The sequence below is a fragment of the Serratia sp. BW106 genome, assembly GCF_002607755.1.
Taxonomy (GTDB): Bacteria; Pseudomonadota; Gammaproteobacteria; order Enterobacterales; family Enterobacteriaceae; genus Serratia; species Serratia proteamaculans.
Map to the genome: position 1 here is coordinate 164,855 of NZ_MCGS01000007.1, position 14,809 is coordinate 179,663.

Consider the following 14,809-nt stretch of genomic DNA (forward strand, 5'->3'; position numbering starts at 1 on the left):
GTCTTGGCGTTTAGCGCCACTTATTTTTCTGCCGTCTCTGCGTCTTTGGCCGCAAGGGCGGTATATTCTGCGCAGGCACGTTTATCGCCCCGCTCCAGCTCGGCCAGGGCATCGGCTACCGTGTGGCGTGCCAGAACGTCCAGCGATGCTTCTTCCGCCTCATTTACCACCGACTTGAAATACCAGCAGGCGTTGGCGCTGACCAAGCAACGCGCCGGCCCTTCAGGTCGGGCAGCCCAGATACGTTTATCGTCAATCACCGACAAATAGATATCCCGCAGGGTGATCTGTTCCGCCGGGCGACCCAGATGAATCGAGCCGTTACGGCCCAGGGTCGAGACAATGATGCCATTTTTGGTCAAGGGCACCATCAGCTTGCGAATAAAACTGGGGTTGGCTTCCAGACCGGCGGCAAGTACCGCGCTGGTCGAACGCACACCCAGCTTCTCAGCCACGGCCACGCTAAGTACCATTTGCATCGCAGTCGGAAAGCGAAAATCTAACATATTATTATCTCTGTCTCCAGGAGACCAAATACTCGGGTTTGGTCGGTGCGGCATTACGCCATCACACCCACTCAACTGCACAATAATATAACAAACACTGTTGCACTATTGAAGGTATGCCCGGATAAATCGCACGGATACATTAGTTCGAAAATCGCGTCAATACTGGCCTGCGGGGAAAATCACTGGCTTATAGAATGCAGAAACCCGCGTCAATATTAATGCCGCTCGCTTAACTGCGTTAAACGATCAGAACTAACACTGCCCGCGGGTTTAATTCTTATCTGTTGATTAAGCTTTGTTCAGCACCAGTTGGCCGCTTTTATCCAGCGGGATCTGAGTGCCTGGATCGTGATCCATACGGATCTTGCCCTGCTGAGTGCCAATCTTGTAGGTCACATCGTAACCCAGCATTTTCTGTGACTTGTCGTAGACCGTTTTGCAACGCTGCTGCGTGCTGGTGGTGCTGTCGTTATTCTGCATCGCACCCTGCACCTGGTTACCGGCATAACCACCGCCAAGGGCACCGACCACCGTCGCTACATCACGGCCACGACCACCACCGAACTGATGGCCAATAACGCCACCGGCGACTGCCCCCAGAACCGAACCGGCAATGCGATTCTCATCCTGAACTGGCGCACGGTGAGTGACGGTCACATTTCGGCATTCCTGACGCGGGGTTTTGATGGTTTCTTTAATCGGCGTTGCAGCAAGAACCTGCGCGTATTGCGGACCGGAAGAAAAAACATCAAGACTGGCCACCGCAGCAATACCCAGAGCTGCTGCAATACCAATACCCACACCGGCTAACATTGACTTGTTCACAGGAAATCCTCCTGAAAGTGTTACCACGCATTTGTACCGGGGACTTTACCGACATTGCACCGCGCTTATTATTTTGCGCATTGGCGGCACGTGGTATTCCGGTTTACGGCGTGCGCGACGCGCCGTCTGTAAACAAGATAAAGTCTGCACAATGTTCCAGATCCTCGCAATAAGACAATGTGACCAAAGATGCCGGAAATCACGCTTACCCCCAGTGTTTAGGAAGAATCTTAAGACTTTTACCCATAGCCACGGGACATTGTGCTGAACAATCAGCCCATCGCTACCCTATCGCACGGGTGCGGGCATAAAAAAACCCACGCGGGCGAACCGGCGTGGGTGGGGCTAGATCGGAGGCTGTTAGTGCATTTTCAAACGCGGGCGGATCACCCGGTTGATGCCGCCGACCAGCATCATCAGGCCGGTTTTGATATAGCCGTGTAAAGCCACCTGATGCATACGGTACAGCGAGATGTAGACAAAGCGCGCAATGCGCCCTTCTACCATCATCGAGCCACGCATCAGGTTGCCCATCAGGCTGCCAACGGTGCTGAAACGGGACAGAGATACCAGCGAGCCGTGGTCTTTATATACGTACGGCTTCAGCGTCTGACCGTTCATCAACGCCAGAATGTTGGTAAAGCAGCGTGACGCCATCTGGTGCGCCGACTGGGCGCGCGGTGGAACAAAACCACCGCCTTCTTTCGGACAAGAGGCACAGTCACCAATGGCAAAAATGTTCGGATCGCGCGTGGTCTGCAACGTGGGTTCTACCACCAGCTGATTAATGCGGTTGGTTTCCAGCCCGGCGATGTCTTTCATAAAGTCCGGCGCCTTGATACCGGCGGCCCACACCATCAGATCGGCATCGATAAATTCGCCGCCCTTGGTGTTCAGACCCTTGGCATCCGCGCTGGTCACCATGGTGTTGGTCAGCACGCGCACACCCAGTTTATTCAGTTCCTGATGTGCAGCGGCGGAAATACGCGGCGGCAACGCAGGCAGAATACGTTCACCCGCCTCGACCAGAGTCACGTTCAGCGCGCTGTTATCCAGGCCTTCAAAACCATAGCTGTGCAGTTGCTTCACCGCATTATGCAGCTCTGCGGACAGTTCCACACCAGTGGCACCACCGCCGACGATAGCAATGTTCACCCGCTCTTTTTGCCCCGGCTGTGCCGAGAACTTGAGGAACAGGTTCAGCATTTCGTTGTGGAAACGACGCGCCTGGTGTGGGTTATCCAGGAAGATGCAGTGATCTTTTACGCCAGCGGTACCGAAATCGTTCGAAGTACTGCCCAGCGCCATTACCAGGATGTCGTAAGACAGCTCACGCTCCGGCACCAGTTCGCCGCCCTGCTCGTCGCAGATTTGCGCCAAATGCAGAGTTTGTGCTTCACGGTTAATGTTGGTCAGCGAACCCAGTTGGAAGCTGAAAGAGTGATTACGCGCGTGCGCCAGGTAGCTCAGCGCGTCGACACCGTCATCCAGGGAACCGGTTGCTACTTCATGCAGTAAAGGTTTCCACAGATGGCTGTGATTACGATCCACCAGCGTGATGTCTGCCTTGTGCTTGCGACCGAGTTTATGGCCCAGGCTGGTTGCCAGTTCCAGACCACCGGCGCCACCGCCCACAATGACGATTTTTTTCTTTGGCGTTGTCAAAATAACCCCCTAAATGTGAACCAATTGTTGCCTAAGGGTAAACAAATAATATCCTTAGAATACATAGGGTTCGCGTAAAATAAACCTGCTATCTAAAGCCAGAATAGCATGTGGGGTTATTTGGTCATACCAAAATTGATGTACATCAAACTTTTTTGGTTAAAGCCTGGACGAAGGGGAATTTTGAGGATTGTGATTCAAATAGTTAGCGCTGTGTCACAGTTTTGGATTTTGTCGCCCAACGGGAAAAAAACCGCTTTTTGGCAAAGAAATGCCGCAAATTTTGCCTGTTCAAAGCAATCATTGCGGCACTCTCGGGCGTTATGAAACTGTTAAGCCAGGGTCTTGAAGGCTTTGATGCGTTGCAGGTGCGGTGAGAGGTTTTTGAACTTGTGGGTCTGCTGCTCATCCCAGACAATTTCATAGTACTTGTGCAGCAGGTCGGCACTGAGTTGACTGTCCAGCACCTCGTCGTGGCGGGAAAGCACCGCCAGGCAGCGATCGCGGTTTTTCTCACGGAAATCTTCCACACACTTGGTGGCGATATCGCGGTACTCTTCCGGCCGATCGATTTTGCCTTGCATATGTTGTTCAGGGGACAGATTGGGGTTGAAGATCACCTGCCGGATGCCGCACAGAAAGCCGATACGTTCGGCCCAAAAGCCGCCCAAGCCCACTCCGCAAATCAGCGGGTGTGGATCTCCTCCCTGCTGAACCGCCTTGTCCACTTCTTTCAACAAATGCTGCATGTCATGGCGTGGATGCAAGGTGCTGTAACTGATAAAGCGCACGTCTGGATCGATAAACTGTAGCTGTAATACCTTTTCATGATTGCCGGGGCTGGTGGAATCAAAGCCATGTAAATAGATAATCATATGGATCCTCGCAACAAGCTGAGGGCCGCGCCGCAGCCCTCATCGTTTACGCCGCATTACGACGCCCTGGGTTCACCCCGCATTACGCTGTTTGTGCTCTTCCCAGCGCTCGCTGAGCGCATTCAGCTCTTTATGCGCCTGCTGCCAGCGCGCAGAATCACGCAGCTCCTGACGGGTGAACTGACCGCGATGATATAACTGCTTCACCCGGTCTGCTTTGACCGGGGACAGGTTATCCAGCACGCTGACCGCCCCTGCACGGTTATTACACACCAGGATCATGTCACAACCGGCATCCAATGCAGCCTGGCCGCGTTCGGCATAACTGCCCATAATCGCCGCCCCTTCCATCGACAGATCGTCCGAGAAGATAACGCCGTCAAACCCTAACTCCTGGCGCAGGATCTGTTTTAGCCAGTAAGGCGAGCCACTGGCGGGACGTGGGTCTGCTTCAGTATAGATGACATGCGCCGGCATCACGGCGTCCAGCAGCTGACGATTAATCAACTCACGGAAGATCGTCATATCATGTTCGCGGATCTCCGCCAGCGGACGCGGATCGCGTGGGGTTTCTTTATGCGAATCCGCACTGACGGCACCGTGTCCCGGGAAATGCTTGCCGGTAGTTTTCATCCCGGCGCTGTGCATGCCCAGAATGAAACGCTCGGCCATCGCCAACGCCTGCTGCGGATCGCTGTGGAACGAGCGTTCGCCAATCGCCGCGCTGACGTGGCCAATATCCAACACCGGCGCGAAGCTGATGTCGATATCCTGAGCGATCATTTCCGCCGCCATCAACCAGCCGGCTTCCTGTGCCAGACGCCCGCCATCATGCGCTTCGTTTAATGCGGCAAATGACTGCGCCGCCGGCAAACGGGTGAAACCTTCGCGGAAACGCTGCACGCGGCCGCCTTCCTGATCCACTGCCACCACCAACCGATGGTGCGAAGCTTCGCGGATCTGACGCACCAGTTCACGCAACTGCTGTGCATCGTGGAAATTACGGGTGAACAGGATCAGACCGCCCACCAGCGGGTGTTTCAGGATCTCACGTTCTTCTGCGTCCAGCTCATAGCTGGCGACATCTAACATTACTGGGCCCACGGCCACCTCACTTCATTATTCATTCAGAACATGGGGATATTAAACAAAAACGCCGGTGCAACACTGCGCCCCAGCGCAAAAATTCAGGATCGCCGGTTTGTTGCCAGCGTACTTCAAACCATAGCAACATCAGATAATCTACCCATGGCAGCCAGCGCTGTACCTGTGCGCGCAGCAAGGGTAAATCTGAGTAGCCAGTGCGGACATAATGCTGCAAATAACGCTGTTGGTCGGCGGGCGTCCAGGCGTTGCCGCGAAACAGCGCGGCGATGTCCAGCGCGATATCTCCGTCGGCCGCGTACTCCCAATCAATCAAACGCAGGCGATCGCCATCGGCGATCAGATTGCCAGGGTGAATATCCATATGCAGCGGTGCCCGTTTCAGCGGCGTTGGCGGGCGGCGATGCAGGAAGTGTTGATGCAGCCGCAACCAGGCGGGCGTCAGGCGCTGTGGATCCAACTGCGGCCAATAGTGTGCAAATTGCCGCTGCAGGTTCAGGGAGTAGCCACTCAGCGGCTGCCGATGCAAGCCCGCCATTAACTCCGCTAAATCTCCGCACTCATTCAGTTGAGCGAAGCTAGCCTCTGTGACAACGTCACCATTGAGCCACTGCAAGATAATCCACTGATTATTCTGCGCTAAAACCTGCGGACCAATCCCCTTGCCCGCACGGCACAGCATCCGCGCTTCACGTCGACGACTGACGCCCAACGCGCTTTTCTCTGCGCTTTGTTGGCGGGCCAAGAGTTGTACACCCTCGCCTTCAATGCGCCAGCTTTCACCGGTCAGGCCCTGCACCGGGCTGAAACGACAACCGGCGGTTTTCACCGCCGGCAGTTGGTTCTCAATCAGTCTTCGCAGGGCGGCTTCAGTGTGTAACGGCGCCATTGCCTGACCAGACAATTTCACCGCTTTGTACCAGCATCAGTTGCATATCCAGCGTAGGTGACTTCACGTCGCCGCTGACGTCGCTGTACAGCACGTACTGTGCGCTGACGATCCGCGCCAGGCCAATCGCCTTGCTGCGTGACCCCAGGCTGTCATCCACCGACAGGCCCAGCGTCTGTTTGGCGCTTGCCAACTGCGCTTCCGGTACGATGGAGAAGGTCTGATTCGATGCCAACGCTTTGTGCAGTGCGGATGTCGCTTTCGAAGTTTGCAGTGCGCCGTTGGTGTTGTTTTTCACGCTGTCCAGCAGCAGTACGCTGCCCGGATTGACGCCATCGGCTTTCAGCATCTGGTTCACCAGCGGCTGTACACTGCTCAACCAGTCGAGTTGCTGAATTTTTGGCGGCTGCGGTACTGGTTCGGTGACCGGCGGTTGTGGCTCTTCGACCGGTGGCTTCACCGGCTCAACGGTCACCGGCGGTTGCGGTTGTTCCGGCTCCGGCGGACGCGACAGACAGCCGGTTAACACCAACGCGGCCAGCGCTACAAATAGATACTTTTTCATTAATCCCTCTCTCACTGAACCAAGAGTTTACAAGAATAGATACAGACGCACGCGTTTGGCATCGAGGTTACCATTGAGCGAATAAATGGTAGCGTCTGAATTTGGCGCAATAGTGATACTACGTGGCGCTTCAAAAGGCCGAATATCCAGCCCCTGATCGTCATACCAGTAAAAACGATAGTGCACCGTTACCGGCGTGGGTTGACTGTTGCTGAGTTCCGAAGTCGCCATCACGCGCCCGGAGGCATTCGAAATCGACGGATTGTCGGCCAGAATGCCCGCGGTCAGCACCGGCGAGTCCATCACTACCGTCTGTCGATCGTTGACCGCAATGCCGCGCGGGCTACTGCAGCCCATCAGTATGACGGCGGGTAACGTCAGCGCCATCAGACAACGCAGGGTTTTGCTAGAGCGCATGATTTTCCTCGGTTAGCGGGACAGCAGCGGCCCCAACGAACGGCCACCGACCAAATGCATATGAATATGATAGACCTCCTGGCCAGCATGGCGATTGCAGTTAACAATCAGGCGGTAACCGTCTTCGGCGATGCCTTCCTGCTCGGCAATTTTCGCCGCAGCGGTGATCATGCGGCCGAGTGCAGCTTCATGCTCGACGGTGACATCATTGATGGTGGGGATCAACACATTGGGGACGATCAGAATATGGGTCGGAGCCTGAGGTGAGATATCACGGAAAGCGGTGACCAGTTCGTCCTGGTAGACCACATCAGCAGGGATTTCGCGGCGGATAATTTTACTGAAAATCGTTTCTTCGGCCATCTGGCGTTCCTTGTAGAGGAAAATAAGCTGTACGCAGTATGAGTGACAAATTCTACTGCTTTCAACCTGATTGCGCACTTTCCGTGTTGAGTGATGCAGAATCAGACAACCGGTCAGGGTCATCGCGCCGTTGTCAGAGTTGCCCGGCGGCAATCATCTGATTTTTTTCACTTTGGTTATTCACTATTGTTGCTTTACTTGCCTGTTGCCACCGCCAATAGTAACCCTATGATTAACAACGGATAGAGAACAACATGCGATTCAAAACCCTGGCGTTGTGCACGCTGCTGCTGTGCGGCCATGTCGCAGCTGAAACCAAAAGTATTATTGACCTGCAGGCCAATCAGCAACATTTGCGTGCGGCGAAGAATCCAGCCGCGGTGGCACTGATCCCGGCTAATTATCCTTTTGCCGTACCGGGCAAGCTAACCGTAGCGGTGGCGTCTGAAAATTCCCCGCCACTGGCGCTGTTTGCCGAAGACAATAAAACGCTGATTGGCAGCGACCCGGATATTGCACAACTGGTGGCGGACAGCCTGGGGCTGGAGCTTAATCTGGTACCCACCTCCTGGGAAGACTGGCCACTCGGGATCAGCTCGGGCAAGTACGATGCCGCCATTTTCAATATTGCCGTGACCAAGCTGCGCAAAACCAAGTTTGATTTCGCCACCTACCGCGTGGATACGCTGGGCTTTTATGTGAAATCCACCAGCAAAATCACCTCAATCAACCAGCCCGCGGACATTGCCGGGCTGCGGATTATTGTCGGCTCGGGGACCAATCAGGAAAACATCCTGCTTGGCTGGGATAAGCAGAACCGCGCCAACGGCCTGGCACCGGTGCAGCCGATTTATGTCACCGATGACGCCGCCGCCAACCTGAGCATTCAGTCCGGACGCACCGACGCATTCTTCGGCCCACACTCCACCGGTGCCTATAAGGCGGCGCTGACCGGCAAAACCAAAATGGTTGGGATTGGTCCAAACGTGGCCTACGTGGCGGTGACAACCAAAAAAGATAACGGTCTGGTTGCAGCCATCAACGCCGCCATCAATGGGGTGATCGTCAGCGGCGAATATGCCCAGGTGCTGGACCGTTGGGGTGAACACGATGAAAAAGTCCCACGTTCCACCATCAACCCGCCGGGCATTGGCGACTAATCCGCAATCAACTGCGGTGCGTGTGTACGCATCCAATTCGCCAACGAGTCGAGCGTCGGACGCAACGTTTTGCCCAGCGGTGTAATCTGGTATTCAACACGCGGGGGAACCTCCGGGAACACCTGCCGCGTGACCAGACCGCGTTGCTCAAACTGCCGCAGTTGCCGCGTTAGCTCTTTCTGGGCGATCGGTGCCACTGCGCGTTGCAGCTCGCTGAATCGCACCGGACTGTCGATCAGTATCAGTCGGTAGAGGATCGGAATCGCCCATTTCCCCGCCACCAGATTCACAAAGCCCACCATTGGACAAGGTTCGCCCGCTGCCGGCAACGCCGCTAAATTTTTTTCCGTTGTCGAAAGCCCGGAGTTGGTCATTTCATCCCACCTTGTCCTTTAGTATCCAAAGGGTGCCTACTATGCAAAAGATACTATAGCGCAAATAATGGCTGCATCGACAACAAACGGGGGTGGGTTATGTCACGACTTAAAGGTAAATACGCGTTGATCACCGGCGGCACCAGTGGGATTGGTCTGGAAACGGCGCGCCAGTTTATTGCCGAAGGCGCCACCGTGGCGATCACCGGTCGCAGCCAAAGCGGCCTCGATGCGGCGGGTGAAGCGCTGGGCAACGTGTTGCTGTTGCGCAGCGATGCCGGGGATATTGCTCAGCAGCGTAGTTTGGCGCAGCAGTTGGCCAGCCATTGGCCGCGTCTCGATGTACTGTACATCAACGCTGGTGACGTCACTCACCACCCGTTGCAGGAGTGGGATGAGCAAAGCTATCAGCGGCTGATGGACATCAATCTCAAAGGGCCGTTCTTTCTGATCCAGTCACTGTTGCCACAGTTGGCTAATCCGGCGTCGATTATTTTATGTGGCTCGGTCAGCGCACATATTGGCCTGCCGTTAAGCAACGTTTACGCCGCCAGTAAGGCCGGCTTGTTGTCTTTGGCCAGAACACTGTCCGGTGAGTTGCATCCACGCGGTATCCGGGTTAACGGCCTCAGCCCCGGCCCGACAGAAACCCCGGCGCTGGGTAAACTCGGCCTGAAGGATGCCGATGAACAGGCACTACGCGACGAGATCCGCGCCCTGGTGCCGATTGGCCGCATGGGCACGGCGCTGGAATTGGCGAAGGCAGCGGTGTTTTTGGCCTCTGACGAGTCCGCCTTTATGGTCGGCAGCGAATTGTTGATCGACGGCGGTGTGGGGAATTTGTAATAGCACAGGGTAAATATCCGGGGCTTACTCGCGAGACATTAAACTAATGGTGTTAATTATTTCATTTGCAACAAACTCACATACCCCGTAAGCAATTGCGGGCTCCGCTTACATTACTGCGGCCACTCTGGCTGGTGCCACTGCCTACACTGATCAAACAGGGTGCATTGTGGATCCCTTATCGCCAGCCAGAACCCGACTGACCCTAGCTATCCCTCCCCCTCGTTATATTTTCCTGATAACGCCATGCATTTCCTAACCGGGTGCCATGGACATAAGTGGAGATTAAGACGATGAGACTACAAAACCTGATTAATGTCGCACTGCTGTTGATTCCGCTGGCTTTGGGCGGCCTGGCCCAGGCCAACGATCAGACCATCCCCTGGGGGGAAAATACCGGCGGGGTGGAATCCAACCACATTGCTGCTGTTGGTCAGAATCTGAATGCCACACATCAGAAAGTGACCAAAACCCAGGAAGGCGTGTGGGCGGCAAATACCGGCAGCATTTCCGCCGACGAGAAGGCCCTGACCGGTGGTCAGAACACACAGCAGAAAACGACGCCTTAACGGGATTTATCACGAGGCGATAAGCCGTGACAGCAACCACTGCACGGCTTACCGATCAGCCCAGACCGGGGATAGCAACGCCGAAGGTCTGCAGCAGTAACACCATATTGAGCAAAAGAATGATCACCGTACCTATGATTGACAGCAGGCTGGTCAGGCGGCCATTCACAAACTCCCCCATAATGTCGCGGCGACGGGTAAACATCACCAGCGCAATCATCGGGGCCGGCAGTGCCAGGCTCAGTACCACCTGGCTGTAAACCAGAGCATCGGTGGCATTAACCCCTAACGCGACCACGATAAAGGCCGGGATCATGGTCACCATACGACGTACCCACACCGGGATGCGGAAACCGACAAACCCCTGCATGATCATCTGACCCGCCATGGTGCCCACCACCGAGCTGGAAATACCGGAGGCAATCAGCGACATCAGGAAGATACCGGCGGCAGCCGCACCAAACAATGGGGTCAGCGTATGGTATGCCGTGCCAATTTCTGCCACATCACTATTCCCGGCATGGAAGGCGCTGGAGGCCATAATCACCATGGCAATATTCACCAGCCCGGCGATAGACAGCGCAATGACCACCTCAATATTGGAAAAACGCAGCAGTTTGCGACGTTCGCCCTTGTCACTGGCCGGCGCACGGTGCTGGGTCAGGCCAGAGTGCAGGAAAATAGCGTGCGGCATCACGGTAGCACCAATGATGCCGACGGCAATGGTCAGTGCCTGCGCATCCGGCAATTGCGGCGTGACCATGCCCATGCCCGCGGCCGCCCAATCGACCGGCACGATAAACATCTCGACCAGGTAACACAGGGCAATCACCGCGACCAACCCACCGATCATCAGTTCCACCGGACGAAAGCCTTTCTTCTCCACCATCAGCAAGGCATAGGTGATCACTGCCGTCACCCCCATCCCTGGCAACAGCGGCATATGGAACAGTAACGCCAGCGCTATTGCACCACCGAGGAACTCCGCCAGATCGGTAGCCATTGCCGCCACTTCGCTGAGTATCCACATGCCGATCACTACCGGGCGGGAAAATTGGTCACGGCACATTTCCGCCAAATTGCGGTTGGTGACAATGCCCAGCTTGGCCGACAGCGCCTGAAACAGCATGGCGATCAGGTTTGCCATCACCACCACCCATAACAGGCTATAGCCGTATTTCGAACCGGCTTGAATATTGGTGGCGAAATTACCGGGGTCCATATAAGCAATAGAGGCAATCACCGCGGGGCCGGCGAACAGCAGCGGCGTAAAGGCACCCCGCTTGCGCCCGGCAAGTGCGTTACCAATTGCCGTATTGGTTCGTTCGGTTAACGATGTGGTGGTTGCCGCATCACGCATGATTTACCCTCAATCTTTTTCTGGTTATTTTTCACCCAACACTCACAGCAATGTAGCATCGGCTACACTTTATGCAAAATGGAAGATTCACTGCCTTTGTGTACAAATATTTCTTATTGTCATCGAATGCACCAGCCGAATTGATAATGCGTCGCCTTTGGACTAACGTATGGCGGAACTGCATTAACCTGCAACTTACTGGTTTAACGTTTAAAGGACGTCTCAGAATATGGCAACAAGCGCACCAGACGACGCCGAACGCCCCGTGGTGGCTGAAATGCCGGACGAGGCTGAACATGCCCTGCGCTTCACCCGCGCTCGTGAGGCGCAGTCTAATGCGCTGATCGAGGATTATGTCGAGCTGATTGCCGACCTGTTGATGACCACCCGTGAAGCCAGAACCACCGATATCGCCAAACGCTTTGGCGTTTCGCATCCTACCGCGATCAAAAATATCGCCCGGCTGAAAAGTGCCGGCCTGGTGGAATCACGTCCTTATCGTGGGGTTTTTCTGACGGAAGAAGGTGAACAACTGGCGCAGAAAGTACGCCGCCGTCACCGGATTGTGGTCGATCTGCTGGTGTGTCTCGGAGTGCCGAATGATACGGCGGAGCTGGACAGTGAAGGAATTGAACATCACATTTCTAACGACACCCTGGCGGTGTTTGAACAGTATCTGCAAAAGCACTCAGTAAAATAAATCCTCGCCAATAAAAAAGGGAGGCTTTCGCCGCCATCCTGATGCCAACAAAAGCAAGCAGTTACAATAATATCAATGAGTTGGATACTTGTAACTGCCTGCCTAAAGTGGGTATAGCGTGGGTGTTTGGGTCAATTTGTGGATCATTCCTTTAGCTGTATTAGCTCAAACTTGAGCTGACGTTGGTAACAGCCTAGGGTGTGTCCCGTAACTAATCATCAAAAATGACAATGACGCAATGGAAATAGACGAAACATGAATATGATTAGCTATGTATTGCAGCTATCTCCCGGAGACGGTATTTTGAATACCAAAACACAAGCCATCTTCGTCTTTTTATTTACATATTGTTCAGTTTTATAAAAAATGTTAATTTAAGATAGTATTTTTAAATGTAGGTAAAGATAATTTAGCACTGGTATAAATGAAGGTCATGGTGATACTTTTTACCATTCATAGTCATTTAACATCTGCAAGCGGAAAATATGAAACATATAAATTTTGAAGAAATATCTAAAGATTGTTCTAAATACAAAACTAAAAGACTACTTAAAGCGATACCATTTTTCAATGAAAACGAATCTGTTCGTCATTTAGTAAAATTCGAAACGCAAAACTTTAAAAATTTTCAACCTCATAATCACAAAAAAAGACAGGAAAGAGATCGCTTTTTTGAGGATTTAATAAATAATACTCAATGTGATACCACGGTTAAGCACTTGTCTAAGCTCCTCTCAGTATTTAAAACATCTGAGATTATTATCGATGAAATAAAAACTGGTTTAAAAGCGCTGCCACTGATGGAAGAAAACATTCAGACATTATGCTGGGCTGTCATCAAAAATGCTTTAGAGGAAGGTTATCACTTACAAGAACTGATGGAAACTCACTCATCTAAAATTGGGGAAAGTGGAACTCCATTCACTCTAAATCAAAAAAATATTTTAACTGATGATGGAACCTCAATTTCCCCTGATTCCGCCTTAGATAAAATAGTTAGTTTTTTAACATTGACTCTGAAAATGTTTGCATATGAACATAAATTAACAAAGTCAGAAGACATTATAATTCCTGAAATGATAGATATTGATGAGTCTTTGGTTAATAACGCCTCATCAATTTTCTATTATTCTTTAGCATGGAACGAGTTGATCACATGTACTAAAAGTTGTATTTATTTTGACAACAACATACAGATTGCACAGCCTAATGAAATTCCAGAAAGTTCGAAAACAGATGGTATCACTACTGCTGTTATGTTCAATCGTACTATAGACGATTTTGAATATTTTGATACAATCTCTAATGAAAGATTGTCCAGACGCTTAAGCCAGAATTTCTTTGAAGCAATTTCTAAATTCCGGCTTGAAAAGAGACTTCCATCAGATATTAGTAAGTGGTCTGGTTCTTTAGATGCTCACCCAATAACACTTGAGGAATATCCATATTTAAGTTCTTTGATGGAAGCACTCTCAAGCCATGACAGCAATGACATTGTTTTAGGCTTGAGTTTACGCGAATGGGTAAGAGGATATTCTGTAATCTCATATTTATCACAAAATGCGAAATATAAGATTATTTATAGCAAGAAAGAAATTACTAGTGTACTAAGATTAGGTGGGTTTTCCGAATTAAAAGCAGATGTTTTTATAAAAAGCATCACATTTGGAAATGATAGTCGAGATATATATGACTCGCCACTAATTCAAACATCAAATTTTTCTTATTTATTATTCACGCCAGCATATACAGCGCCTCTTATCAGTAATATAATTCTTTCTAAATTCTCCTCTAAACAAGCCGATCTTTCAAAAAAAGGTTATGGGTTTGAGAATGATATGATAGAAACTCTAGATAAACATAAGTTGGTTAATAGTTATTTCAAATTTAAGCGGGGGCTAGAGCAATATGAATATGATGCTGTATTTTTACTTGACGACAAAGCATTTGTTTTGGAGTGTAAGAACACCACACTATCTGGAGGTTCATTAACAAGAGCTTTTCAAAAGAGAGAATTCATTGCAGAAGCAGCAGCACAAGTGAAAAGGCTTGTTGATGGTTTATTATCAAATGCAGAAGTATTTGAGGAGCAGTTCGGGAAGAATATAAATGACTATGAATTAGTTCCTGTGGTTATGAATAATCTTCCATTTTCAATACCTGGAAAAATCGATGGTGTTTATGTTACTGACTCATCAGCATTTAACAGACTCATTAAATCAAGATATATAGATGTTGGTATAATTAGTCACGGTGATACTTATCAAATTGGCAATCAGAAACATGTTTTATCTATGTGGGAAAACGATACTCTAACTGCTAATGACATTATCAATCATTTTGAAAACCCAGTGCAGCTTCTTGATTTTTTAGAAAATAAGACCATAAAAGAATACCCATTAAGAGTCAGTCAAGACAAAGTATTCTTCAATGTTGTATACGAGACCTGTTACGACTCCATGAGTAAGAAACAAAAAGAAATAATAGAAAAAAATTACCCAAATTTGTATTCTACCTCAAGAGAAAAGTGAATATAATTAAATATTGCAGCTCACCTTTTTATTCGCATAGTAGGTCCATAAAGACAG

At 51.2% G+C, this 14,809-nt stretch carries 16 protein-coding genes; 5 read left to right on the forward strand and 11 right to left on the reverse strand.

From position 1 onward, the window contains the following. Positions 1-20: 20 nt before the first annotated feature. The 9 genes from BEI65_RS05525 to hinT form a co-directional block, all read right to left on the reverse strand. Positions 21-506: an Rrf2 family transcriptional regulator gene (locus BEI65_RS05525; RefSeq protein ID WP_099062475.1), complete on the reverse strand. Its 486-nt coding sequence runs from the start codon at positions 504-506 to the stop codon at positions 21-23. Positions 507-797: 291 nt separating this feature from the next. Next, positions 798-1,334 carry a glycine zipper 2TM domain-containing protein gene (locus BEI65_RS05530; RefSeq protein ID WP_170287969.1) on the reverse strand — a complete coding sequence of 179 codons (537 nt, stop codon included), beginning with the start codon at positions 1,332-1,334 and terminating at the stop codon, positions 798-800. A 360-nt stretch (positions 1,335-1,694) separates the two neighbouring features. Beyond that, on the reverse strand, positions 1,695-2,999 hold the full coding sequence (locus BEI65_RS05535; RefSeq protein WP_099062476.1) for an NAD(P)/FAD-dependent oxidoreductase: 1,305 nt from the start codon (positions 2,997-2,999) through the stop codon (positions 1,695-1,697). A 332-nt stretch (positions 3,000-3,331) separates the two neighbouring features. Continuing rightward, positions 3,332-3,874: an alpha/beta hydrolase YcfP gene (gene ycfP, locus BEI65_RS05540; RefSeq protein ID WP_099062477.1), complete on the reverse strand. Its 543-nt coding sequence runs from the start codon at positions 3,872-3,874 to the stop codon at positions 3,332-3,334. Between the two features lie 72 nt (positions 3,875-3,946). Beyond that, a complete protein-coding gene (gene nagZ, locus BEI65_RS05545) occupies positions 3,947-4,966 on the reverse strand; it encodes a beta-N-acetylhexosaminidase (protein ID WP_099062478.1) in 1,020 nt (339 codons plus the stop codon). Positions 4,967-4,997: 31 nt separating this feature from the next. Further along, positions 4,998-5,867 (reverse strand): phosphotransferase, encoded by an 870-nt coding sequence (locus BEI65_RS05550; protein ID WP_099062479.1) that lies wholly within the window; start codon positions 5,865-5,867, stop codon positions 4,998-5,000. Beyond that, a complete protein-coding gene (gene lpoB / locus BEI65_RS05555; RefSeq protein ID WP_099062480.1) occupies positions 5,848-6,432 on the reverse strand; it encodes a penicillin-binding protein activator LpoB in 585 nt (194 codons plus the stop codon). Before lpoB ends, BEI65_RS05550 begins: the two co-directional genes overlap by 20 nt. Positions 6,433-6,459: 27 nt before the next feature. Continuing rightward, complete coding sequence (locus tag BEI65_RS05560) at positions 6,460-6,849, reverse strand: YcfL family protein (protein ID WP_099062481.1); 390 nt, start codon at positions 6,847-6,849, stop codon at positions 6,460-6,462. A 12-nt stretch (positions 6,850-6,861) separates the two neighbouring features. Beyond that, positions 6,862-7,212, reverse strand: coding sequence for a purine nucleoside phosphoramidase (hinT, locus tag BEI65_RS05565; protein ID WP_020826355.1), 351 nt, complete (start codon positions 7,210-7,212; stop codon positions 6,862-6,864). 254 nt (positions 7,213-7,466) lie between these two features. On the opposite strand from hinT, the gene BEI65_RS05570 reads away from it, so the two are divergent. Further along, positions 7,467-8,372: a transporter substrate-binding domain-containing protein gene (locus BEI65_RS05570; protein WP_099062482.1), complete on the forward strand. Its 906-nt coding sequence runs from the start codon at positions 7,467-7,469 to the stop codon at positions 8,370-8,372. On the opposite strand, the gene BEI65_RS05575 is transcribed toward BEI65_RS05570, so the two are convergent. Next, positions 8,369-8,746 carry a helix-turn-helix domain-containing protein gene (locus BEI65_RS05575; protein WP_099062483.1) on the reverse strand — a complete coding sequence of 126 codons (378 nt, stop codon included), beginning with the start codon at positions 8,744-8,746 and terminating at the stop codon, positions 8,369-8,371. The two genes, BEI65_RS05570 and BEI65_RS05575, sit on opposite strands and share 4 nt — an antisense overlap. 99 nt (positions 8,747-8,845) lie before the next feature. Between BEI65_RS05575 and BEI65_RS05580 the strand changes: the two genes are divergently transcribed. Both BEI65_RS05580 and BEI65_RS05585 read left to right on the forward strand, forming a co-directional pair. Beyond that, positions 8,846-9,592 (forward strand): SDR family oxidoreductase, encoded by a 747-nt coding sequence (locus BEI65_RS05580; protein ID WP_099062484.1) that lies wholly within the window; start codon positions 8,846-8,848, stop codon positions 9,590-9,592. A gap of 293 nt (positions 9,593-9,885) precedes the next feature. Further along, the gene (locus BEI65_RS05585) at positions 9,886-10,161 is read left to right on the forward strand and encodes a hypothetical protein (protein WP_099062485.1); all 276 of its coding nucleotides are present in this window, start codon (positions 9,886-9,888) and stop codon (positions 10,159-10,161) included. Between the two features lie 55 nt (positions 10,162-10,216). Here BEI65_RS05585 and BEI65_RS05590 read toward each other — a convergent pair whose 3' ends face one another. Further along, positions 10,217-11,521: an Nramp family divalent metal transporter gene (locus BEI65_RS05590; protein ID WP_099062486.1), complete on the reverse strand. Its 1,305-nt coding sequence runs from the start codon at positions 11,519-11,521 to the stop codon at positions 10,217-10,219. Positions 11,522-11,750: 229 nt separating this feature from the next. Here BEI65_RS05590 and mntR point away from each other — a divergent pair, with 229 nt between their 5' ends. Both mntR and BEI65_RS05600 read left to right on the forward strand, forming a co-directional pair. Next, complete coding sequence (gene mntR / locus BEI65_RS05595; protein ID WP_099062487.1) at positions 11,751-12,221, forward strand: manganese-binding transcriptional regulator MntR; 471 nt, start codon at positions 11,751-11,753, stop codon at positions 12,219-12,221. A gap of 485 nt (positions 12,222-12,706) precedes the next feature. Beyond that, a complete protein-coding gene (locus BEI65_RS05600) occupies positions 12,707-14,752 on the forward strand; it encodes a hypothetical protein (RefSeq protein ID WP_099062488.1) in 2,046 nt (681 codons plus the stop codon). The last annotated feature ends 57 nt before the right edge of the window (positions 14,753-14,809 follow it).